General features: G+C 68.1%; 16 protein-coding genes. 9 read left to right on the plus strand and 7 right to left on the minus strand.

Going from position 1 to position 22,404, the window contains the following annotated elements:
• Nucleotides 1-78: 78 nt before the first annotated feature.
• Nucleotides 79-447, minus strand: a complete 369-nt coding sequence (locus LI337_RS00255; RefSeq protein ID WP_227227702.1) for a DUF555 domain-containing protein — start codon at nucleotides 445-447, stop codon at nucleotides 79-81.
• 206 nt (nucleotides 448-653) lie between these two features.
• On the opposite strand from LI337_RS00255, the gene LI337_RS00260 reads away from it, so the two are divergent.
• From LI337_RS00260 to LI337_RS00280, 5 genes are all read left to right on the plus strand, one after another.
• A complete protein-coding gene (locus LI337_RS00260) occupies nucleotides 654-1,637 on the plus strand; it encodes a carbohydrate kinase family protein (RefSeq protein WP_227227703.1) in 984 nt (327 codons plus the stop codon).
• Between the two features lie 238 nt (nucleotides 1,638-1,875).
• On the plus strand, nucleotides 1,876-2,874 hold the full coding sequence (locus LI337_RS00265) for a transcription initiation factor IIB (RefSeq protein ID WP_227227704.1): 999 nt from the start codon (nucleotides 1,876-1,878) through the stop codon (nucleotides 2,872-2,874).
• A 230-nt stretch (nucleotides 2,875-3,104) separates the two neighbouring features.
• The gene (locus LI337_RS00270; RefSeq protein WP_227227705.1) at nucleotides 3,105-4,931 is read left to right on the plus strand and encodes an acetyl-CoA carboxylase biotin carboxylase subunit; all 1,827 of its coding nucleotides are present in this window, start codon (nucleotides 3,105-3,107) and stop codon (nucleotides 4,929-4,931) included.
• 121 nt (nucleotides 4,932-5,052) lie between these two features.
• Nucleotides 5,053-7,254: a hypothetical protein gene (locus LI337_RS00275; protein ID WP_227227706.1), complete on the plus strand. Its 2,202-nt coding sequence runs from the start codon at nucleotides 5,053-5,055 to the stop codon at nucleotides 7,252-7,254.
• A gap of 103 nt (nucleotides 7,255-7,357) precedes the next feature.
• Nucleotides 7,358-8,350: a biotin--[acetyl-CoA-carboxylase] ligase gene (locus LI337_RS00280; RefSeq protein ID WP_227227707.1), complete on the plus strand. Its 993-nt coding sequence runs from the start codon at nucleotides 7,358-7,360 to the stop codon at nucleotides 8,348-8,350.
• A 51-nt stretch (nucleotides 8,351-8,401) separates the two neighbouring features.
• Here the strand turns inward: LI337_RS00280 and LI337_RS00285 are convergent, their stop codons facing one another.
• The gene (locus LI337_RS00285) at nucleotides 8,402-9,196 is read right to left on the minus strand and encodes a PspA/IM30 family protein (RefSeq protein WP_227227708.1); all 795 of its coding nucleotides are present in this window, start codon (nucleotides 9,194-9,196) and stop codon (nucleotides 8,402-8,404) included.
• Nucleotides 9,197-9,364: 168 nt separating this feature from the next.
• Between LI337_RS00285 and LI337_RS00290 the strand changes: the two genes are divergently transcribed.
• Together LI337_RS00290 and LI337_RS00295 are read left to right on the plus strand one after the other, a co-directional pair.
• Complete coding sequence (locus LI337_RS00290) at nucleotides 9,365-10,000, plus strand: helix-turn-helix domain-containing protein (RefSeq protein WP_227227709.1); 636 nt, start codon at nucleotides 9,365-9,367, stop codon at nucleotides 9,998-10,000.
• A 410-nt stretch (nucleotides 10,001-10,410) separates the two neighbouring features.
• Complete coding sequence (locus tag LI337_RS00295) at nucleotides 10,411-12,738, plus strand: DEAD/DEAH box helicase (protein ID WP_227227710.1); 2,328 nt, start codon at nucleotides 10,411-10,413, stop codon at nucleotides 12,736-12,738.
• Nucleotides 12,739-12,795: 57 nt separating this feature from the next.
• On the opposite strand, the gene LI337_RS00300 is transcribed toward LI337_RS00295, so the two are convergent.
• The 5 genes from LI337_RS00300 to LI337_RS00320 all read right to left on the minus strand — a co-directional run bounded on the left by LI337_RS00300 (nucleotide 12,796) and on the right by LI337_RS00320 (nucleotide 19,471).
• A complete protein-coding gene (locus tag LI337_RS00300) occupies nucleotides 12,796-13,173 on the minus strand; it encodes a hypothetical protein (RefSeq protein ID WP_227227711.1) in 378 nt (125 codons plus the stop codon).
• A gap of 108 nt (nucleotides 13,174-13,281) precedes the next feature.
• A complete protein-coding gene (locus LI337_RS00305) occupies nucleotides 13,282-14,193 on the minus strand; it encodes an FxLYD domain-containing protein (RefSeq protein WP_227227712.1) in 912 nt (303 codons plus the stop codon).
• Entirely contained in the window at nucleotides 14,190-14,429 is a 240-nt protein-coding gene (locus tag LI337_RS00310; RefSeq protein WP_227227713.1) for a hypothetical protein, read from the minus strand. The genes LI337_RS00305 and LI337_RS00310 overlap by 4 nt, the downstream gene beginning before the upstream one ends.
• 86 nt (nucleotides 14,430-14,515) lie before the next feature.
• Entirely contained in the window at nucleotides 14,516-17,605 is a 3,090-nt protein-coding gene (locus tag LI337_RS00315) for an FAD-binding and (Fe-S)-binding domain-containing protein (RefSeq protein ID WP_227227714.1), read from the minus strand.
• Between the two features lie 123 nt (nucleotides 17,606-17,728).
• Nucleotides 17,729-19,471, minus strand: coding sequence for an L-lactate permease (locus LI337_RS00320; RefSeq protein WP_227227715.1), 1,743 nt, complete (start codon nucleotides 19,469-19,471; stop codon nucleotides 17,729-17,731).
• A 381-nt stretch (nucleotides 19,472-19,852) separates the two neighbouring features.
• On the opposite strand from LI337_RS00320, the gene LI337_RS00325 reads away from it, so the two are divergent.
• A complete protein-coding gene (locus LI337_RS00325) occupies nucleotides 19,853-20,428 on the plus strand; it encodes an ArsR family transcriptional regulator (RefSeq protein WP_227227716.1) in 576 nt (191 codons plus the stop codon).
• A 95-nt stretch (nucleotides 20,429-20,523) separates the two neighbouring features.
• Complete coding sequence (locus LI337_RS00330; protein ID WP_227227717.1) at nucleotides 20,524-22,362, plus strand: Nramp family divalent metal transporter; 1,839 nt, start codon at nucleotides 20,524-20,526, stop codon at nucleotides 22,360-22,362.
• Nucleotides 22,363-22,404 lie beyond the last annotated feature (42 nt).

Here is a 22,404-nt window from a genome sequence, read left to right on the forward strand (position 1 = left end):
CGTCGTTCGTCAGTGTTCGGACCGGTCGGCCGTCGGGCAGACGCCGAGGCCTGCGAGTCGGCCAGTCGGGGTGCGTCGTCAGGCTTCCGCGCCGTCGCCCTCGGCCTCGTCTTCGATGATCTCGACGACCGACAGCGGCACGTCACGGAGGGCACCGCCGACCTCGCTCTTGGCGATGCGGGCGGCGTGCTCCTCGCTGTCGGCGTTGAACACGTCGATCTCGAGGAGCAGGCCGACCAGTGCGGTGTCGGCCGCGATGAACGCCGAGTCGAACGGTTCGCCACAGGCCGGACAGCCAGTCGCGCCGACCTCCACCTCGACGAACTCCTTGTTCTGCTGGTTGAGGCGTTTACCGGCCTCGCTGACCGCGACCCCGATCGCGTCGTCTACGTTCTCTACGTCTCGAACCAACCAGGCCGCCTCCATCGCGACGAGATAGTTAGCCATACCGAGACGGTCGTGCCCGAGGGTTTCGTGTCTTGTGGTTCGCCAGTCGCCACGACTCGGTGTCACGTACCACTCGGTCTCTCTCGGGGTGAACAGACGCACCCGAGTTCACTCACACCGGCTCCACCGGGACCGACCGGCGTCGTGTCGTCCGCGTCCTGCCGGAAAGAGGCGGATTGAAGGGAGCGCCCGGTGAATCCCGGTGCATGACCGACGTACTCGTCGCCGGCGAGACGTTGATCGACTTCCTGCCGGGCAGTGCTGGTCGCCTCGCGGAGGTCGAGACGTTCTCCCGGCGGGCCGGCGGCGCACCCGCGAACGTCGCCGTCGGACTCGCCCGTCTCGACGCCGACCCGCTGTTCTGGACGCGACTCGGCGCGGACCCCTTCGGCGACTTCCTCGCCGACACGCTCGCCGACTACGGCGTCCCGACCGACCTCGTGACACGCGACACCGAGGCGAAGACCGGCCTCGCCTTCGTGAGCCACGACGCCGACGCCGAACGAGCCTTCAGCTTCTACCGCGACGGGAGCGCCGACACCCGACTGGAACCCGGTCGAATCGGGGACGAGACGCTCGCCGACCACGACTGGGTCCACGTCGGCGGCGTCACCCTCGCGGACGACCCGGCCCGGACCGCGACGCTGGACCTCGCCGAACGCGCTCGTCGGGCGGACTGTACGGTCTCGTTCGATCCGAACGCCCGGCCCGAACTGTGGGACACCTTCGACTTCGCCGACTCCTGCCGGACCGCGTTCGGGCTCGCGGACGTGGTGAAGGCGACGCCTGAGGACCTGCGTGCGGCCGGGTTCGAGGGGGAGCCAGCCGACCTCGCACGGGCGGTCTGCGAGCACGGCCCGCACACCGCACTGATCACCGTGGGCGGTGAGGGGGCCTACGCTCACGCGACTGCCGACGCCCCGTGGACCGGCGCAGAAACGCCCGAAGACAGCGCGGAGACGCCGGCCGGAATCGAGGTCTCACACGCTGGCTACGCGGTCGACGTCGTGGACACGACCGGCGCGGGCGACGCCTTCACCGCCGGGGCCATCGCCGCACTGTCGGACGGAGCGGCACTCGCCGATGCGCTGGCGTTCGCCAACGCGGTCGCCGCCGTGACGACCACCGGGACCGGCGCGATGACGGCACTGCCGACCCGCGAGGCGGTGCAGTCGTTCCTCGGGTCGTAGACGACCAGCGTCCTCTCGTCGAGGTCGGATCACCGAAACCGATAAAAAGCCCCCTTCGATACCAGAGTTCAATTCCGGAGCTGTCGGCCGTCGAACACCACCGCCGTTCATCCCGACGCCGTCCGGTAGTTTTCAGAACCGGCGAAGGACGGCACAGCCACCAGATTGAAGTGATATCGGTCGTAACACTGTACTGGAGAAACACCCCCAACAGAGACCTTTCTCTCCACCCCAACCAATGACCGAATCTGTCCGAAGTTACACCAGTGAGCGCACTCGCGCCCACGAGGGCCGTGAGACCGAGACCGACGCGGAGACCGAGTCGGCGGACGACGAGAGTCTTCGGTGTCCCGAGTGCGGCGGGAACGTACAGAGCGACACGGAACACGGCGAGACGGTCTGTGCCGACTGTGGCCTCGTCGTCGAGGAAGACGAGATCGACCACGGGCCGGAGTGGCGGGCGTTCGACTCGAAGGAGAAAGACGAGAAGTCCCGCGTCGGTGCGCCGACGACGAACATGATGCACGACAAGGGGCTGTCGACCAACATCGGCTGGCAGGACAAAGACGCGTACGGCAACTCGCTGTCCTCGCGCCAGCGCGAGAAGATGCAGCGACTGCGGACGTGGAACGAGCGATTCCGCACTCGTGACTCGAAGGAGCGCAACCTGAAGCAGGCGCTCGGCGAGATCGATCGCATGGCCTCCGCACTCGGCCTGCCGGACAACGTCCGGGAGACCGCGAGTGTCATCTACCGCCGCGCACTCGACGAGGACCTCCTGCCGGGCCGGTCCATCGAAGGTGTCTCGACGGCGTCGCTGTACGCGGCCGCACGACAGGCCGGGACGCCGCGCTCGCTCGACGAGATCGCTGGCGTCTCGCGCGTCGGCAAAGACGAGATCGCGCGGACGTACCGGTACGTCGTCCGCGAACTGAAGTTGGAGATCCAGCCGGCCGACCCGGAGAGCTACGTGCCCCGGTTCGCCTCGGACCTCGACCTCTCGGAGGAGGCCGAGCGTCGCGCGCGGAGTCTGCTGAAGAACGCGAAAGAACAGGGCGTCCACTCGGGCAAGTCGCCGGTCGGCCTCGCGGCCGCCGCCGTCTACGCCGCCTCCCTGCTGACCAACGAGAAGGTGACCCAGAGCGAGGTCTCGGACGTCGCGAACATCTCCGAGGTCACCATCCGCAACCGGTACCACGAACTGCTCGAGGCCGAAGAACAGGTCGCGCTGCCCTGACGCGGACACGTTTCGAGGCATCCGTCGCCGACGAGACTCCCGAGTGGCGACGCAGGTTCGGGCGACTCCACTCTCCCTCGCCGACCGCGTCGTCCGACCGCACACCGACGTTCCGGAGTCCCCACCGAGTCACCCGGAGTCACGGCACGGCTCGTCAACCGAATTCACCGGTCGAGTTAACGATCCGGAACCGACAGAATGAGGTAGCACATCCCAGTAGACCACGGTAAATGTTCAGTAAGGTTCTCGTCGCCAACCGAGGAGAGATCGCAGTGCGCGTCATGCGCGCCTGCGAGGAACTCGGCGTACGCACGGTCGCCGTCTACAGCGAGGCCGACAAACACGCCGGTCACGTCCGGTACGCCGACGAAGCCTACAACGTCGGCCCGGCGCGTGCGGCCGACTCCTACCTCGATCAGGAGGCCATCCTGGACGCCGCGCGGAAGGCCGACGCCGACGCCATCCACCCCGGCTACGGCTTCTTGGCGGAGAACGCCTCCTTCGCGCGCAACGTCCAGAACAGCGAGTTCGTCTGGATCGGCCCGCCGGCCGACGCGATGGAACGACTCGGCGAGAAGACGAAGGCGCGCTCCGCGATGCAGTCGGCAGACGTGCCGGTCGTCCCCGGGACCACCGACCCCGTCGAGGACCCCGAGGAGGTGAAGGCCATCGCCGAGGAGTACGGCTACCCCGTGGCGATCAAAGCCGAAGGCGGCGGTGGCGGTCGCGGCCTGAAGGTGGTCGAGAGCGAAGCCGACGTGGAGGAGCAACTGGCGACCGCCCAGCGCGAGGGCGAGGCCTACTTCGACAACGCCTCCGTCTACGTCGAGAAGTATCTCGAAGCGCCACGCCACATCGAGGTTCAGATTCTCGCGGACGAACACGACAACGTCCGCCACCTCGGCGAGCGCGACTGCTCGCTCCAGCGCCGCCACCAGAAGGTCATCGAGGAGGCTCCCAGTCCGGCGCTCACGGACGACCTGCGCGAGGAGATCGGCGAGGCCGCCCGCCGGGGCGTCGGCGAGGCGGGGTACACCAACGCCGGGACCGTGGAGTTCCTCGTGGAGGACGGGAACTTCTACTTCATGGAGGTGAACACCCGGATCCAGGTCGAACACACGGTCACCGAGCAGGTCACGGGGATCGACATCGTGAAGTGGCAGCTCAGAGTCGCGGCCGGGGAGGAACTCACCTTCGAACAGGACGACGTGGAGATCGACGGCCACGCGGTCGAGTACCGGATCAACGCCGAGAACGCCGCGAACAACTTCGCGCCGGCGCCGGGTGGGAAACTGCAGACGTACGACCCGCCCGGTGGGATCGGCGTCCGGATGGACGACGCCCTCAGACAGGGGGACGATCTGGTGACCGACTACGACTCGATGATCGCGAAACTGATCGTGACGGCGTCGGACCGCGAGGAGTGTCTCGCCAGATCGGAGCGTGCCCTCGCGGAGTTCGACGTCGAAGGGTTCCACACGATCATCCCCTTCCACCGCCTGATGCTGACCGACGAGACGTTCATCGCCGGCGAGCACACGACGAAGTACCTCGACGAGGAACTCGACCCCGCACGCATCGAACAGGCCGTCGAGGAGTGGGGGCCGGGCGAGACCGACGAGGACGACGAGGACGAGGCGGTCACCGAACGCGAGTTCACCGTCGAGGTGAACGGCAAACGGTTCGAGGTCAACCTCGAAGAGCGCGGTGCGGTCCCGCTCCCGACCGGCGGTGCTGGCGGCAGTGGCGGCGGGTCGGGCGGTGGCTCGTCCGGTCGCCAGCGACCCCCGCAAGCGACGAGCGGCGACGACGGCGGGACCGACGGCGGCGCGGTGGCGGCCGACGGCGAGACCGTCGAAGCCGAGATGCAGGGGACCATCCTCTCGGTCGAGGTCGCCGAGGGCGACGAGGTCGCCGCCGGCGACGTGCTCTGTGTGCTGGAGGCGATGAAGATGGAGAACGACGTCGTCGCGGAACGCGGCGGCACCGTCTCACAGGTGCTCGTCGGCGAGGGCGAGAGCGTAGACATGGGCGACGTGCTGGTCGTCTTGGAGTGAACGGCGGCGGTCGACTGCTCGGCCGACTGCGCGAGTCGCCTCCGACCCACCTACGGTTCCGGTGCGTTCCAGCGACTTCGTGCGTGGATTTTTATCGGACGATGACCCACGCAGCCGTGTAGTGTTCGACGAGGAGTTCCCGAATCGGAGCGCGCACACGCCGTCGATCCACGCGAGCGACGCCTCGGGACTCCGCGTCCACGATCCGATCCAGCACACGTCCTACGAACTCCAGACGCCGGGGGCGGTCCGACCGACACCCGTCACGAACCCACCTTTCGAGATGCCGGTGGACACGGCAGTCGGCGTCGAGACGGACAGCCTCACCGTCCCGTGGAGTCCGGAGACCTACGTCTTCCGCGACGGGCACGTCGTCGCAGAGACGCAGTACGACGAGACGAGGCACTTCGCGACCGGGCCGCTGACCCTCCAGGTGAACAGCGGGCCGACCGTGCTCTATCTCCACGCTCCTGCAGGCGTTCGCATCGTCGGTGAGCGAGCCCACGTGCGCTACGAGTTCGACGACCCGGTCGTCACGGTCGGCGTGCGATCCTACCACGACGACCCCGCCGGAACCGTCACGACGACGAGCGACCCGACAGACCTCTGTCGAGCGGTCTCGCGGCTCGGATCGGCGCTCAAGACGACCGGGCCCGAGCGAAGTTTCCCGACGCTCCGGGGCCATCCACCACTGCTCGAACTCGGCTCGTCGTTCGCCGTCTCCGGCAGTGTCGAACCACTCGACACCGGCGTCTCGATCGAAGTGCCCGCCGACCCCGAGTACGTCTTTCCGGTCGGTTCACTCGCGTTCTACACCGGTGCGACCGTCGTCCCCGGCGGCGATCCGCGACTCTACGCCGACGGCGAGTCGTGGTCGCTGTCCGAGGGTGGGCGACTCGCCAATCGGGTTGATGTCGCCGGGAGTGGCGACAGATCGGCCGACGGACGTGGCTCGTCCGGGTCGACGTTCGAGAGGGTCGTCGCCGAGGTGCTGAAACACGTGTTCGTCCTCGACTGCGTGACGCGCACCTACGGCTACTACCCGGTCGAGACCCGCGAGCGTGCGGCGGTCGAGTCCCGGACTGCAGTCGACTTCGCGTCGCTCTACGACGCTTCCCTCGCCGAGCGCGTCGCGGCGTATCTCTCGGTCCCCTTCGAGTCCGTCACCCCCTCACGACCGGTCTGGCGGATGACGGCCGACCTCGAGCCACGAGTCGAACACGTCGAACTGCTTCCCTACACTGCACGAAATCTCGCCACGGTTCGGTGTCCGGACCCCGACCCGGTAGTGAGCGATGCGGAGGAATCTGCGGCCGTCTCGTCGTTCTTCCGGGCCGGCGACCCTGCCGACGACGAGCGCCGGCCAGTCGGATCCCTCCCGGCGACCGACGACGAGGTACGACTCCCGGACACCAGCGCGCGTGAACACGTCTGGGCCGGCGAGGGCGTCCCGCAGAACGCCAGCCTGCTCACCCGGCCGTCGTTCCGCCGGGCGCTCCAACACGAACCGAAGTCCGAGGCGGCCGCGGTCGTCGACGTCGTCTGTAACGATCACCGGATGGCGTCGGAGGGAGACAGTTGGCCCGGGTCGGACGCCGGGACCGACGACCGTCTCGACGTACAGACACACTACGACCTCTCCGTCGCGGAACTCGAAGCGCTGTTCCGGCAGGACACCGACTTCCTGCACTACGTCGGCCACGTCGACACCGACGGCTTTCGCTGTGCCGACGGCCACTTCGACGCCCGGACGCTGGAGCGGACCGGTGTCGAGTCGTTTCTGTTGAACGCCTGTCGGTCGTACACGCAGGGGAGAGCGCTGATCGAGCGCGGGAGCGTCGGCGGACTCGTGACGCTCTCCCGCGTCGGCAACGAGTCGGCGAGTCGGATCGGGCGGCTGTTCGCGCGCCTGCTCGGCACCGGATACACCCTGTCTGCGACGACCTCGATCGCTCGGATCGCGGAAGCTTCCGGTCGTCGCTACGTCGGACTGGGCGTGCAGGACTTCGAGGTGGTGACGAACGTCGGCGGACACCAACTGTTCAACGTCGTCGAACGCGTCGACGGAGCAGAGAGCGCGGGCGAGGCGGCGTACGACCTGACCGTCCACAGCTACCCGGTCTCCAGAAACGGACTCGGGACCGTCGGCCGGACGCTCGTCGGCGCTGACTCCGACTCCGAGCGGTTCCTCGTCCCGCCGGGCGGCGAGACGTGCCGGGTCTCGCGGACCGAACTCCTCGAGTACCTCGAACTGGACACCACACCGGTCCTGCTGGACGGTCGGCTGTACTGGAGCGACGAGCTCGACGACCCGACACTGTGACCGTCTGGTCGCCGCAGGACGGTGGCGTCACGTCGGTACTCGCTCTGACGGAGGTTCGGTGTGTGACGCCACCGTCAATACGTGGGCGGCCGAACCCGGTGGCATGACCGAGACACGGCGGGCACTGCTCGACGCGTTGGCGGCGGGGCCGGTCGCCGGGCCGGCCTTCGCCGAGGCACACGGCGTCTCACGTGCGGCCGTCTGGAAGTGGATCGACCGTTTCCGCGAGGACGGGTTCGACGTCGAGAGCACCGACGAGGGGTACGTGGTACGGTCGGTGCCGGCGTTCGGCGGGTCGGCCGTCGAGTTCGGACTCGACGCGCCGTACCGCGTCGAGTACCACGACAGCATCGGCAGTACGAACGACCGCGCCCGCGAACTCGCCGCCTCGGCCGACCGCGACGAAGTCGTCGTCCTCGCGGACGAACAGACCGGCAGTCGGGGTCGACTCGACAGGGAGTGGACCGCGCCGTCCGGTGGAATCTGGGCCAGTCTCCTGCTCGCCCCCGAGCGTCCACCGGCACACGTCCCACTGTTCACGCTCGCCGCCGCGGTCGCGACCACGAGCGCCTGCCGCGAGGCGGGTGTCGACGCCCGGATCAAGTGGCCGAACGACGTGCTGGTTCCCGGGTCCACCGTCGACGACGCGACGGCAGGGACCGGCCGGGAGAGCGCGGGCGAACGCGGACGCGGCGGAGCGAAACTGGCGGGGATCCTGACCGAGATGGAAGGCGAGGCGGACCGCGTCTCGTGGCTCGTCGTCGGGATCGGCGTGAACGCGAACGTGGCTCGCGAGTCCCTCCCGGTAGGGGCGACGAGCCTCCGCGCCGAGACCGGCGACGTCGACCGCCGGGTGTTCGTCCAGCGACTGCTGGAGCGGTTCCACGAGTTGCGCGAAGCCCCCGAGTCGGTGCTGCCGGCGTGGCGCGAGTACAGTGCCACACTCGGCCGACGCGTACGTGTCGAGACACCCGGTGGCGTCGTAGAGGGGGAGGCGGTGGACGTGACCTTCCCCGGCGCGCTGATCGTTCGGACCCCGGACGGCGAGCGCACCGTCCACGCCGGCGACTGTGAACACCTCCGGACCGCGGAGTAGCGCCGGTCGGCCGAGGGGACGCCCGAGCGTCTCGGAGCCGCGGACGGCGAGTTACGCCGAGTCGCCCGACTCCTCGTCGCCGGCGTCGTCTGCCTCCCCAGTCGCGCCAGCGCCGGCGGATTCGGTGTCGTCCGTGGTCTCGCCGAGTTCGTCCCGGAGGAGGGCCAGTTCGGACTCGATCTCGTCGTCGGTCTGGATGCGGTCGAGTTCCGCCTCGATGTCGTCCTCGTCGCCGAAGACGCCCGTCCGACCCAGTGCGTCCTGCTCGTCGAGTTCTTCGAGGGCGGCAGTCCGGGCCTCCAGTTCCGCGGTTCGGTCGGCCACGTCGCCGATCGCGGTGTCGGCCTCCGAGAGACCGCCGTCCTCGCCGGTGTCGGCCATCGTCTCCGAGACGGTGAGATCGGCTTCGGCCGCCTTCCGGCGCGCCTTCAGTTGCTCGCGTTCGGTGCGGAAGCGTTCGATCCGGCGTTCGAGGTCGTCCCGGCGTTCGAGGAGCGTCTGCTGGGCCGACTCCAGTTCGTCGATGTCGGCCTCCAGGTCGTCCAGGTCCTGCATCTCGGCTCGCTTCCGGCGGAGTGCCTCACGCGCGAGGTCGTCCCGGCCGGCGGCGACCGCCTCTCTGGCCTGCTCGTTTCGGTCGGCGACGCGCGATTCCACGTCGTCCCGGCGTGCTTCCAGTCGCTTCTTCTCGGTCACGAGGTCTGTCAGTGCCGACTCGACCTTTGAGAGTTCGTCCTGCAGTCGCTCGTAGGTGTAGTCCAACTGCTCGTCGGGGTCCTCGAGTCTGTCGAGGAGCGAGTTCATCTTCGCACCGAAGAGGTCGGAGGTCCGGTCGAGGATTCCCATACCCCCACTGCGGCCTCTCGGAACTTATCGGTTCGTGCCGGTGGAGGTGAGTCAGGGCGCTCGGTCGCCGGTCTCCGCTCGACTCTCGTCGTCCGTCGGTCCGACCGTTTTCAGTCGCTGGGAATCTCGGCCGCGATTATGGGGGACTCGTCCCTACCGTTTCCCACGATGACGGGTGTTCGAGCCGAGGTCGAGGTCAGTGAACCGGGGAGTTGTCCGGTGGCGAGCGTCTCGGAGTCGGTCGAGGGGTCCGTCGGCTCTGTCTCGTGGACCGCCAGCGACGACGCCGTCACCGAGGAGTTCACGGTCGAGACGGACGACGACTCGCTCGACAGTGCCGACGTCGAACGCGTCTTCGACTACGGATCGGAGTCGGTGTACCAGTTCCAACGAGACGGGGGTGACTGCGTCTGTGAGGTCGTCGAGTCGGTCGACTGTCCGATCGCGGACGTGCGCGCCGAGCGTGGGTCGCTTGTCCTGACGCTCCACCTCGACGAGATGGCCGACCTGCGGACGTTGGTCTCGACGCTCCGCGAGCAGTTCGGCGGTGTCGGGGTGCGATACCTCGCCCAGGCGAGCGCCGAGGCGGCAGAGGGTAGCGATCTGGTGCCGGTGGATCGCGGTCGGCTGACCGACCGGCAGGAGGAGGTGCTCCGCACGGCCCACGAGATGGGCTACTTCGAGTACCCCCGCGACTCCAACGCGACCGAGGTCGCAGCGGCACTCGACATCCGCCCCTCGACGTTCACAGAGCATCTCTCGGCCGCACAGTCGAAGCTGTTGGACGACTTGCTCGCCGACTGAGTGTATCCCCGGGCGTCGACCGATGGCGATTCCACCGAGGGCGTCGACCGATGGCGATTCCACCGAATGCGCGCACCTCGTTTCCGGTGAATCCCACGACGCGGTGTCGCCGGCCCGATTCAGGGTATCCACCGCACGTGATCGCCCGGAATCCGGACCGGACGCGATCTGCTGGCGACCCGGACCGGGCAGTGTCCGAGCGACAGCGAGCGACCTGCCCTGGGTCGCGTCGTCAGCAGTCGGGGGGCGTGGGGAGTACGAGCCACGCCGGATTCCTGGCCGGGCCTGCGACACGCCCCGTGAGGACCCGATCCGACCCCCCACGTCCTCGACAGCGCGACCTGCCGCCGCCGCGTCCCCGACAGCGTTCGGACCGCAATCCGTTTACTCACGCCGCCCAAGCCAGTACCGTGGACGACCTCATCGCGTGGCTTCGGGGCAGACCGTACTACGAGGGGCAGATCGCCGACCACCGGCGCATCCCGGCCCGCGAGGCCGAGTTCGCCGACGTGGACCTCGAACCACGCGTCGTCAACACGCTCGACAAGCAGGGCATCGACGGGCTCTACCGCCACCAGGCCGAGGCCATCGAGGCGGTCCGAGACGGCAAGAACGTCGTCCTCGCCACCCAGACCGCCTCCGGCAAGAGCCTCGCGTACACCGTCCCCGCCTTCGAGCGCGCGCTGGATCACGGCGGCCGAACCCTCTACATCGGGCCGCAGAACGCCCTGATCGCCGATCAGGAGGACACCCTCTCCGAACTTGCGAGAGGACTCGGCTTCGGCTCTCGGGTGTCGGTCCGGCAGTACACCGGTCGGCAGTCGAAGTCCGAGAAGCGGGAGGTGCGGGACCGCCGGCCGACCGTCGTGCTCTCGAACCCCGACATGCTCCACTACGCGCTCCTGCCGTACGCCAGAAAGCTGTGGGAGTGGTTCTTCTCCTCGCTGGAGACGGTGGTGATCGACGAGGTGCACGGCTACCGGGGCGTCTTCGGGAGCCACGTCGCGCTGACGCTCCGGCGACTCAACCGCATCTGTGAACGCTTCGACAGCGATCCACAGTACGTCTGCTGTTCGGCGACGATCGGCAACCCTGTGGAGCACGCCAGTCGCGTGACCGGGAAATCCGCCGACTCGTTCGCGCTGGTCGACGAGGACACCAGCGCGACCGGCGAGCGCCACTGGATCTTGTGGAACCCGCCGGAGTACGCCGATCAGGAGAATCGCTCTGGACGGCGGCGTTCCAGTCACACCGAGGCGAAACGGCTGTTCGTCGATCTGGTGAGCAAGGACTTCCAGACGCTGACCTTCACCCGCGCCCGGCAGGCCGCCGAGCAGTACGCCACCGAAAGCGCCAAGATGCTCCGGGAGCGCGGCCAGCACGACCTCGCGGGCAAGATCACGGCGTACCAGGCCGCCCTGCGGAACGACCGCCGCAGAGAGATCGAAGCCGACCTGCACGCCGGGAAGATGCGGGGTGTTTGGAGCACGAACGCGCTGGAACTCGGTGTGGACGTGGGTGGCCTCGACGCCGTCCTCCTCGACGGCTACCCCGGCACCCGGATGTCGGCGTTCCAGCAGGCCGGCAGAGCAGGGCGCGGGGAGGACGCCGCGCTGGTGGTGATGATCGGCGGCGAAGACCAGTTAGACCAGTATCTGATGGGCAATCCCGACGACTTCTTCGAGGGCGAACCCGAGGAGGCGGTCGCCGACCCCGAGAACGAGCAACTGCTGGACGACCACCTGCTGTCTGCCGCCACCGAGAACTGGTTGATGCCCGACGACGACCGGTACTTCGGCGAGACGTTCGAGTCGGCCGTGTCGGATCTCACGGCGGTCGGGGAACTCGACCGCCGGGACACCCAGCACGGCCCGCGCTGGACCTACGCCGGCAACGGGAGTCCACAACACGAGATGAGCCTCCGGACTATCGACGACCGCGAGGTGAGCCTCGTGGACCGGCGGTCCGGCGACTCCATCGCGGAACTGGGCTTCTCCGACGCCCTCCGGGACGCTCACCCCGGCGCTGTCTACCACCAGCAGGGCCAGAGCTACGAGGTCGTCGATCTCGATCTGGCCACCGACACCGCCGAACTTCAGCCGACGTGGGCCGACTACTACACGCAGGTTCTCACTGACAAGGATATCGTGGTCGAGCGCGACCTGACCGAGAAACAGTTGACTGCCCGGCCGGACACGCCGGTCAGGTTCGCGGACGTGACCGTCACCGAGCAGATCACGGGCTTCGAGCGCAAGGACCGCGCGAGTGGCGAGACGATCGGCACCGAGACGCTGGACCTGCCGGAGACGACCCTGCGGACGCGGGCGCTCTACTTCACGGTCCCCGAAGACCTCGAGACGGCGATGCGGTCGGAGGGCGGCGAGTACGGGTTCAACGGCGGCATCCACGCCGCAGAACACGGGATGATCTCGCTGTTCCCGCTGCACCTGCTGTGTGACCGGGCGGACATCGGCGGCATCTCGACGCCGTTCCACGGCCACACCGGGCAGAGTACGATCTTCATCTACGACGGCTATCCGGGTGGCGTCGGCCTGACGCGGTCGGGGTACGACGCGGTGGAGTCGCTGATGGACCGCACCGCGAAACTGATCGACGGCTGTACCTGCGAGGGTGGCTGTCCGGCCTGCGTGCAGTCGCCCCACTGCGGGAACGCGAACGACCCGCTGTCGAAACCCGAGGCCGTCATGCTGTTGGAAGGGCTGACCGGCACGGACTGAGTCGGTTCGTCGGTGGAGACGGGGGTGAGTTCGTCGGTGGAGACAGGGGAGAGTTCGTCACTCGGGCACGATCCGGAGCAGTTCGGCGTAGGGGACGTAGCCGCACTTCTCGCCGTCCGCGTCGGTCAGCTTCAGGCCGTGTTCCCCCTCGCTGAAGCCGTGGCAGGTGATCGGGTCCTCGGCCGGGACGCGACTCGGTCGGCTCTCGGTCCCTTCGGCGTCGGAGACGACTGCTGTGTCTGCGCCGGTCGTCCCCGCTCCGGTCGTACTGGTTCCAGTCCCGCTCTTCCCGATCGGTGGCGCAGGATTCCCGCCCGGCGTTGACGATTTCGAACCAGCATGGTCGGCGGGTGTCGAACCGGCGTCGGGGGAACTGGCGTCGGCAGAAGTGGAGTCGGCGGGCGATTCGGTCGTGGTGCGGACGACGACGCGCATACCCGCGACGAGGCGCGCGAGACGCCTAAAACCGGGTGACGTGACGGTTCTGTAGAACGAGTTCGACCGTCGCCGGGTCCGGTTCCGGACAACCGGGGGTCGGCACCTTCACGCGGGGCCGGTCAGCTTCAGCGACGTCGTCGCCCGCGTCGCGTCGGCGGGGACGAGCACGTCGGCCGAGACCTCGCGCACTGCGGCGGGCTTGATCGTGCCGACCGGACACGTCTGGCTCCCGATCCGGGTGCCGGTCCCGTCGTAGAACTCGACGGCGACCTCGACGCTCGTCTCCTCGCCCTCGTTCTCGACGACGAACTCGGCTCGGCTCACCTGTCCCTGGAGGTCGGACACCGTCGCCTCGGTGTCGTCGGTGTCGTAGAACGTCACGCTCCGCACCGAGACGGAGTCGAGCGTGTCGCTCTTGATGTACCGAAACAGTTTGTCGCTGATCTGCTGGTACAGTTCGTCGCCCTCGCTTCCGTCCTCGAACAGGACGCTGATCGGGTTCAGATCCGCCCGGAGGTCGCTCGCGATCGTGGTTCGATTCTTCCGGCTGATCTTCAGGCGGCGGTAGTCCTCGATGAACGAGTCGAACTGCTCTGGCAGGTCACCGTCGTACAGTTCCGCGAACCCACGAAGCTCCGCGTCGAAGTTGAGTAGCGGCGGGAGCGGTGCGGCCTGCCGGTTCCCGACGACCCACGGCTTGGCCGGTCTGGTGTCCGTCTGCTCTGCGGTCTGGGTCGTCGCGGTTCCCCGGTCGGGGTCGAAGTAGCCGAGCGTCTCCAGCGCAGAGGCGATGATCGCCGTGAGGACGGTGACGAGCAGGACCCCCGCCGTGAGGAGGTGTGAGACCGGACTCGGGAGCGTGAACTGGAACGCCGCGATGAACACGCAGGTGACGATGCCGACGGTCAGGACGAACGAGCCGAAGTTCGGGTCTTCGCCGAGGATCGACTCGAAGCTGTCGAGCGGACCCGGTTCGGCCTCGGCCTCGTCGTCCGTGGGTCTGTCGGGCTGGCTCATGTCGAGTCTGCGGCCGTCTCGGCGGCCGTCTGTGACTTCACGGCTCGCTGGAGGATCTGGACGAGGTGAGCGACCCAGAGGCCGGCGGTGAACCCGAAGAGCGTCCCGACGACCGTCAGTCGAATCGGGTCGGCCAGCGGTGCGAAGGCGCTGATGATACACAGTGAGCCGAACACGACCATGAGCCCGTACTGGACCCGCGTCTCCCTGTTCGCCGTCCGTATGGCTTCGAGCATTACAGATCAACAGGGGCTCCGTGCTCTTTAAACGTGTGACAGCGGTGACGGTGTGCTCCGACGCTGCGGGCGACTGGGGCCGGAACCTACCGGAGCGCCTCGGCCACCTTCTCGACGGGGTGTGGCGGCTCGCGTTCTGCACTCTCGCGGTCGCCGAGTTGACTCCGACAGGACGCACCCGGCGCGACCACCGTCTCGCCGGGGCTGTCGTCGATCTGATCGAACAGGATCGAGCCGATCGCTTTGCTCATCGAGTAGTGTTCGGCCTCGTAGCCGAAACTGCCGGCCATCCCACAGCAGGTGGAGTCGAGTGGGTCGACCTCGTAGCCGGCCCGGCGCAGAACGCCGACCGCGTGGTGGTCCTTCTTCGTGGCTTTCTGGTGGCAGTGCCCGTGATACGTCAGGTGGTCCGGACCCGCGGGCGCGTCGAACGCCATCGCCTCGTCGAGTCGGAACCGATCCACGTACTCCAGCACGCCGTAGCTGTTGGCGGCGTAGGTCTCGGCGTCCTCGCCCGACAGCAGATCGAGGTAGTCGTGCTGGAACATCACCGCGTCGGAGGGTTCGACCACGACCACGTCCCAGCCGTCGCTGATCCGTGGCACGAGCACCTCGACGTTCTGTGCCGCGGCGTCCCGTGCCTTGTCGAGGAATCCTTTGGAGTGTGGTGGACGACCACTGCCGGCGACGTCCGACGGGATCTCGACGTGGACGTCCGCCGCTTCGAGGAGTCTCACGGCCGCCTTCCCGGCTTCGGGATGGTTGTAGTTCGTGTAGCTGTCGGGAAACAGGAGGGCCTTGCGGGTCGCGTCCTCGGCCGGAACCCGAGCACCACCCCGATCCGCGAACCAGTCTTCGAGACTCTCGGACCGGAACGTCGGCAGACTGCGTTCTCTGGCGATACCGACCGTCCCCTCCATGATCGTGCGCGCGCCCGGCACCTTCGGGGCGGCGTTCGCGAGCGTCGCGAACCGGGAGCCGAGTGCCGACAGCGAGTCGATGTTGGCGAAGATGCGGTCCCGGAGGCTCGCCCCCTCGCGCTGGTGGTACTCGTGGGTCACCTCGGCTTTCAGCTTCGCCATGTCCACCTCGCTCGGGCAGTCTTTGATGCAGCCTTTACAGCCGACACACAGGTCGAGCACCTCGTGGACGAACTCCTCGGAGAACTGCTCGTCCTCGTCGAACTCGCCGGCCATCGCGTTCCGGAGCATGTTCGCCCGACCGCGCGTCGACTGAATCTCCTCCTCGGCGGCGCGGTAGGTCGGACACATCACGCCGCCGGTCGTCTCCTGTGGTCCACGACAGCCAGCACAGCCGTGACACAACTCCGCCATCCCCTGCAGGCCGTTGTCGTTGTCCCAGTTCAGCGTCGGCTCGAAGCCGGCGTCGAACTCGTAGTCCGGATCGAACCGCAGGTGCTCGGCCATGTCGTGGTCGCCACAGACGTTCCCCGGGTTGAGGAGCCAGTCGGGGTCGAACGCCGACTTCAACTCCCGGAAGGTCTGCCAGAGGTCGTCGCCGTACAGCTTCCGGTTCCACTGTGTTCTGGCTCTCCCGTCGCCGTGTTCGCCCGAGACCGACCCGCCGTACTTGACCACGAGGTCGGTCACGCGGTCGGCGATGTCCTCGAACGACGCCAGCCCTTCGGCGGTCTTCGTGTTGATCAGCGGTCGGATGTGCAGGACACCGGGACCGGCGTGAGCGTAGTACGACGCGAAGGTGTCGTGATCGTCGAGCACGTCCTGAAACTCGGTGACGTACGCCGGCAGGTGCTCGGCCGGAATCGCGGTGTCCTCGATGTACGCGATGTGTTTCTCGTCGGTCGTCCGCGACAGCAGGATGGGCAGGCCCGACTTCCGCATCTTCCAGAACTTCGCGCGCGTCTCGTCGTCGTGGGCCTCCATCGCCGTGCGGGCGACCCGCGGCGTCTCGGTCAGATCGGTCGCGCCGTCGCTCGGCTTCTCCTCGGGTGTGGCCGTCTCGGCGGGCACCCGGTCGGCGATCAGATCCGCGACCTTCTGGCGGCCCGCCTCGTCGTTCTCGGCGTAGAACTCCACGAGCAGGACCGAGTCGGTCCCCTCCGGGAGCATCCCGACGACGTCTGAGAACTCGGCGGTGTCGCGCGCCAGGTCGAGCAACACGTCGTCCATCACCTCGACCGCGGCGGGGTCGTGTTCGAGGATGGGTGCGACGTCCTCCATCGCCGAGACCACGTCGTCGTAGGTCAGCAGGGCGACCGACTTCGTGTTCGGGATCGGTTCCAGCGAGACGGTCGCCTCGGTGACGATACCGAGCGTCCCCTCCGATCCGGCGAGGAGGCGCGCGAGGTTGACGGTGCCCGGTTCCGACGCCGGATCGACGCCGGAGTCGTCCGGCAGGCGACGCTCGCCGCGCATCTCGTCGACCAGCATGTCGAGGTTGTAGCCGGAGACGTTCCGCTTCAGGTCGGGATACGTGGCCGAGATCTCGTCGGCCTCCTCGTCCAGAATCCGGGCGACTTCGGCGTAGATGCGTTCCGCCAGATCGCCCTCCGGGTCGCCCTCTTCGCGCAGTGTCTCGACTTCGACTTCGCCGAAGGTCGTCACGGTGCCGTCCGCCAAGACGACCTCGGCCGATTCGAGGTAGTAGTCGGTCTTGCCGTACTTCAGCGAGTGTGCGCCGGTCGAGTTGTTGCCGATCGCGCCGCCGAGGACGGACTTGTCGCCCCACGCCGGGTCGGGCGCGAACTTCAGGCCGTGGTCGGCGAGGTCGGCGTTCAGGTCGCCGAGTCGGACGCCGGCCTCGGCGCGAGCGATGCCCGCCTCGGGGTCGATCTCCAGCACGCGGTTCAGGTCGGTCGAGAAGTCGAGCACGACCGCCTCGTTGACCGTCTGGCCGGCGAGACTCGTCCCGCCGCCGCGGGGCAAGACCGGGATCTCCCGGCGGGCGCAGTACTCCATCACCGCCGCCACGTCCTCGGTCGAGGTCGGCATGACGACGCCGATGGGCGTCTGCTGGTAGGCCGAGGCGTCGGTCGCGTACAGTTCGCGGGTGTAGGAGTCGAACCGCACCTCGCCGTCGATCAACCTGTCGAGGTCGTCGACGAGGCCCGGCCGGGCCACCTCGTCGCTGGCGTAGTCGTAGTTCGCCCGGTCGCCAGCCGGGTCGTCGGGTGTCGTGTGTGAGTGGGATGCCATCGTTGTGTGTTGGGTACGACCGTAGTTTCATAAAACCGCCACCGCGACCCGGCGACCGAGACGCCCGGACACGGCGTGTTCGAGACCCGATACGAGTGCGTGTCGGTGCCGTCGCCGAGCGTCTCAGAAGACCCCCGGGAACAGCACGTAGCTGAACAGCAACGCAAGCAGGCCCGTCATCGTCCCGTAGTACGCGAGCGGGATCAGTTCGAGGCGGATGACCCGTCCCTCCTCGCCGACGAGGCCGACGACTGCGAGCGCAGCCACGACGTTGTGGACGGCGATGAGGTTCCCGATAGCCCCGCCGACGGCCTGCGCACCGAGCATCAGCGTCCGGGAGGTGCCGATGTTCTCCGCGACGCCGTACTGGAACGTCCCGAACAGGATGTCCGAGACGGTGTTCGACCCCGCGAGGAACGCACCGAAGGCGCCGACGAAGGCCGCCAGGAACGGGTACGCCCCGCCGGCGGCCCCTGCCATCCCGTCCGAGAGCACGATGAGCATACTGTCGGTCTCGGTCGCCGCACCCGACTGGAGCATGATCTGGACCGTCGCCACCGCGAACAGCAGGGCGATCACGGCCGGCGCGACCTTCTCGACCGTCTCGCTCCACGAGTCGACGATCTCCCGTCTGTCCATGCCGTGGAGCGGGATGGTCGCCAGGTGGACGGCGACGAACACCGCACCCGGCAGGTAGAGAATCTCGAACGACCCGCCGAGGCCGGTGCCGAGGATGTTCCCCCACGACAGCGTGAAGATGTCCGCACGCAGGAACGCCGTCACCGGATCGGCGACGCGGGTGACGACCAGCAGGAGCGCGACGAGGCCGTAGGGGGCCCACGCCCGCAGGAGCGACATCTGCTGGACCTGCCCGCCGTCGGCCGCGACGGCACCGCTCCGGGAGGACGACTCGCCGGGCTGGATGTCACCGACCCAGTGGTCGGGCCACTCCGCCTGCGGGCCGAAGTCCCACTCCTCGTCGGGGTGGAGGTAGCCGGCCTTCAGCACGCCGACCGTGGCGAACAGCCCGACCATCGAACCGATGAGGCCGGGGAACTCCGGCCCGAGGAAGTACGCGGTCAGGAAGTACGGGATCGAGAAGGACGCCCAGGCGAACAGCGTGAGCGGCACGACCTCCAGTGCGGGCTTGATGGACCGCTCCTCCCCGAAGAAGCGCGTCATCATGGCGACGCCGATGAACGGCAGCGCGATGCCGACGATCACGTGGTAGGAGGCCGCCCAGACGGCGATGTCGGCGACCCACTGGGCGACCGCGGCGTCGGTCCCGCCGGCCGCGGCGTACGCGGGCTGGTTGACGACGTCGCCCGCGATCTCCTGGACGTTCTCGAAGATGTCGATCATCCCGATGATGAGCGGCGTCCCGACGGCCCCGAAGGTGATGGCCATCAGGTTGCCCGTCAGTGCTACCACGACGGCCGCCATCGGCGGGAAGCCGAGGCCGACGAGCAGCGGACCGACGATGGCGGCCGGCGTGCCGAAGCCGGCGGCCGACTCGATGAACGAGCCCATCAGGAACACGAGCAGGACGACCTGCACGCGGCGGTCCTCGCTGACGGACGCGAACCCTTGGTTGATGACGTCGAACGCACCGGTCTGTTTCAGCGTGTACAGCAGCAGGATCGCTCCGAAGACGATGTAGAGGATGTTCGTCGCGGTGATGAACCCCGTGATCGACGCGGCCGCGATCCACCGGAGGCTCATCCCCCACCCGACGAGGCCGGCCAGGACGGCGACGACGAACGCCACCGGCATCGCCCGCGTCGCGGGCCAGTACCGCCCGACCATCAGGTAGGCGATGGTCAAGAGCGGCAGGAGTGCGACGAGGACGCTCGTCGCCTCAACCATCGTCCCGATCCTCCGTGTTCGTGGAACCAGTCGTGTGAGCCCGAGTCGTTCCAGACTCGTGCCTGAATTCGTGCACCATACTCCCAGCGCACCGACTATCGTGATATATATCTATCGTTCGTTCGTGTTCAGCCTCGGACGACACACATATCAGAATGCGAGTACGAACTCCACTTCACACGTGTTTACTGGAAGATTCCGGGCGCTGAGTGCCGTGGAGCCCGTACAGAGTTAACTCGGAGGCGTAGAAATTTCGAGCAGTGTGCGGTCCTCGTCGCACGTTCTCGCCTCTACACACGTGGAAACCGGCTCTACACACGAGTACACAGGCATTGTCCACGTGTGCAAAGGCTTTTGCCCCGCAGGCGCGACGCTCGCGACATGAGCGACGGTGGCGAGCGGACACGGAACGACCGCGGGCAGTACGCCGACCGCATCCCGCCCGAGGCCGTCTTGGAGGTGTTCGAGGCACGCGACGACTGGGGGCGTCCGCTCACCGCGAGCGACGTCTTGGAGGAACTCGACTGCTCCCGCCGGACCGCCCACAACAAACTGAACGAACTCGTGGACCGTGGCGACCTGCGGACGCGGAAGGTCGGCGCGCGAAGCCGCGTCTGGTGGCGACAGATCGACCCTGCCGACGTGCGGACAGAGGCGGCGACAGACGAGGAGGAGCGACCCCCGGAGGTGGCCGCAGCGATCGGCGAGGCCGACCTCCCCGGGAGCGGCCCGCGACTCGACGCCCGGCGCGAGGCGCTCTCGGCCGCCTACGAGTATCTCACCGACCACCCGGAGGCGAAGAAGGCCGACTTCCTGCGGGACGTCTACGCCGAGCATCCGGCCGGGTACGAGTCGGCCGAGGCGTGGTGGAACGCCATCCAGCCTGCGCTGAAGGAACTGCCGGGCGTCGACCCGCCGGACGAACGCGGTCACCTCTGGCACTTCCTCGGCGGGTAGACCGTGTGGATTTATGCCCGACTACTCTCCACCTTCGACCGATCCATGTGGTATCACCCGACAGCGACCCGACGTGCGGGACGGGTGGCCGGGAGATGACCGACGACCCGGACGGAGCCCCCGGCGACGCGCTCGAGGAGGCACCTGACGACGCCTCAGACGAGGCTCCCGGCGTCGACCCGTCGTCGGCCGCCGACCGGACCGAGGCGGCGCCCACCGGCGGGGACGACGTCTACGCGTCCGACGTCGAGGGGCGGCAGTATCGCGGCACCTGGTATCTGCCGCTCGACTACGAGTCACTCGACGAGGCGCCGGAATCGGACGAGTACCCCGACCGGGGTGACGGGGGTGCGTTCCGCCTCGCGGACCTGCCGCGCGTGCCGAAAGTGAGCCACGTCGTCGGCCCCTCCGCCATCATGCTCGGCGCGTCGCTCGGGAGCGGCGAGACGCTCTTCTGGCCCGCGCTCACCGCGCAGTACGGCTGGGGCGTCTACTGGGCGTTCCTCGTCGGCGTCCTCACGCAGTTCGTCGTCAACACGGAACTCCAGCGGTGGACGCTCGCCACCGGCGAGAGCGTCTTCCGCGCGTTCGCGCGCCTCCACGACGGGTGGCCGTGGCTCTTCCTCGTCGGCGGTCTCCTGAGCCTCGGCTGGCCGGGGTGGGCCGCCGGGGCCGCGCAGGTGGCGACGACCGTCCTCGGTCTCCAGGGTCCGGTGGCGGTCGCCGGCGTCGCGGTCGCGCCGTGGAAACTGCTCGCGGTGGCGCTGATGGTCGTCGTCTGGCTCTCGTATCAGGTCTCCTCGGTGATGTACAACGTCGTCGAGGCGTTCCAGATCGGCCTGCTGTTCGTCGCGGTGCTCGGGGCGCTGGCGCTGGCGTTCGTCACCGGGTCGGTGACCGAGTTGGCGAACCTCGACGCCGTCGTCTCCGAGTTCGGCCGCCTCCCGCCGGGTATCGACATCGCGCTGTTCCTCGGCGGCCTCGCGTTCGCGGGCGCGGGCGGCTACCTCAACCTCTCCCAGTCGCTGTGGATGCGCGAGAAGGGCTACGGGATGGGCAACTACCAGGGGCGGGTCCGGAACCCGCTCCGCGGCGACGAGCCCGAACCCATCCAGCGCGACGGCTTCACGTTCCGGCCGACGGAGACGAACCTCGAGCGGTGGCGCGGCTGGTGGCGGGTCGTCCAGCTCGAACACCTGCTCACGTTCGTCGTGGGCCTGTTAGTCGGCGCGACCCTGCTGATGACCGTCGCGGCGAGGTACACGTCCGGGTCGCAGACCGACGCCATCCGGATGTGGCTGTTCGACGTGGCCCCGCAACTCGGCGCGGTCGGCGGGGCGCTTGTGGTGCTCGTGCTCTTCGTGGCGCTGTTCACTACCGAGTACGCCATCGTCGAGTCGTTCGTCCGCAACAGCGCCGACGCCGTCTTCGAGGCGTACGGCCGCGAGGCGGGCTGGGACCTCTCGACGGTGTTCTGGCGGCTCCTGACGGTGTTCTGTCTGTGGGGCATCGTCATCATCCTCGGGTTCACCGCCCCCTTCGAGGGACAGGGTCCCTTCTTCTTCCTCGTCGTCGGCGCGGCGCTGTCGGGGCTCATCATGTGGCCCTACACGGCGCTGACGCTGGTGATGAACACCAGCCGCCTCCCGGAACACCTCCAGCCGGGGTGGCCGCGCGTCGTCGCGATGTGGTGGGCGAGCGGCTTCTACGGCTACTTCAGCGTCCTGCTCGTCGGCCGGACGCTGGCCGACCTGGGCGTCGCGGGCGCGCTGACGAGCGCTACAGTCCTCGGGAGCGGCCCCGTGGGCTACCTCCTGTGGGCGGCGTTCGTCGTCGTCCAAGCCTACGCCGTCGCCCGGTCGGTCGGCGCGAAGCGGGCGGCGGCCGACACCGTCCCGACGGCCGCGGCGAGTCGCGGCCCGTTCGACGACTGACGGAGCGTGTTCGACGACTGACGACTGCTTGCGGCGACCAGA

The sequence above is a fragment of the Salinirubrum litoreum genome (assembly GCF_020567425.1).
In the GTDB taxonomy this organism is placed as follows: domain Archaea; phylum Halobacteriota; class Halobacteria; order Halobacteriales; family Haloferacaceae; genus Salinirubrum; species Salinirubrum litoreum.

Coding starts and splice junctions, on each gene's coding strand:
- LI337_RS00255 (WP_227227702.1), bottom strand. CDS start 447: ATGGCTAACTATCTCGTCGCGATGGAGGCGGCCTGGTTGGTTCGAGAC.
- LI337_RS00260 (WP_227227703.1), top strand. CDS start 654: ATGACCGACGTACTCGTCGCCGGCGAGACGTTGATCGACTTCCTGCCG.
- LI337_RS00265 (WP_227227704.1), top strand. CDS start 1,876: ATGACCGAATCTGTCCGAAGTTACACCAGTGAGCGCACTCGCGCCCAC.
- LI337_RS00270 (WP_227227705.1), top strand. CDS start 3,105: ATGTTCAGTAAGGTTCTCGTCGCCAACCGAGGAGAGATCGCAGTGCGC.
- LI337_RS00280 (WP_227227707.1), top strand. CDS start 7,358: ATGACCGAGACACGGCGGGCACTGCTCGACGCGTTGGCGGCGGGGCCG.
- LI337_RS00285 (WP_227227708.1), bottom strand. CDS start 9,196: ATGGGAATCCTCGACCGGACCTCCGACCTCTTCGGTGCGAAGATGAAC.
- LI337_RS00290 (WP_227227709.1), top strand. CDS start 9,365: ATGACGGGTGTTCGAGCCGAGGTCGAGGTCAGTGAACCGGGGAGTTGT.
- LI337_RS00300 (WP_227227711.1), bottom strand. CDS start 13,173: ATGCGCGTCGTCGTCCGCACCACGACCGAATCGCCCGCCGACTCCACT.
- LI337_RS00305 (WP_227227712.1), bottom strand. CDS start 14,193: ATGAGCCAGCCCGACAGACCCACGGACGACGAGGCCGAGGCCGAACCG.
- LI337_RS00310 (WP_227227713.1), bottom strand. CDS start 14,429: ATGCTCGAAGCCATACGGACGGCGAACAGGGAGACGCGGGTCCAGTAC.
- LI337_RS00315 (WP_227227714.1), bottom strand. CDS start 17,605: ATGGCATCCCACTCACACACGACACCCGACGACCCGGCTGGCGACCGG.
- LI337_RS00320 (WP_227227715.1), bottom strand. CDS start 19,471: ATGGTTGAGGCGACGAGCGTCCTCGTCGCACTCCTGCCGCTCTTGACC.
- LI337_RS00325 (WP_227227716.1), top strand. CDS start 19,853: ATGAGCGACGGTGGCGAGCGGACACGGAACGACCGCGGGCAGTACGCC.
- LI337_RS00330 (WP_227227717.1), top strand. CDS start 20,524: ATGACCGACGACCCGGACGGAGCCCCCGGCGACGCGCTCGAGGAGGCA.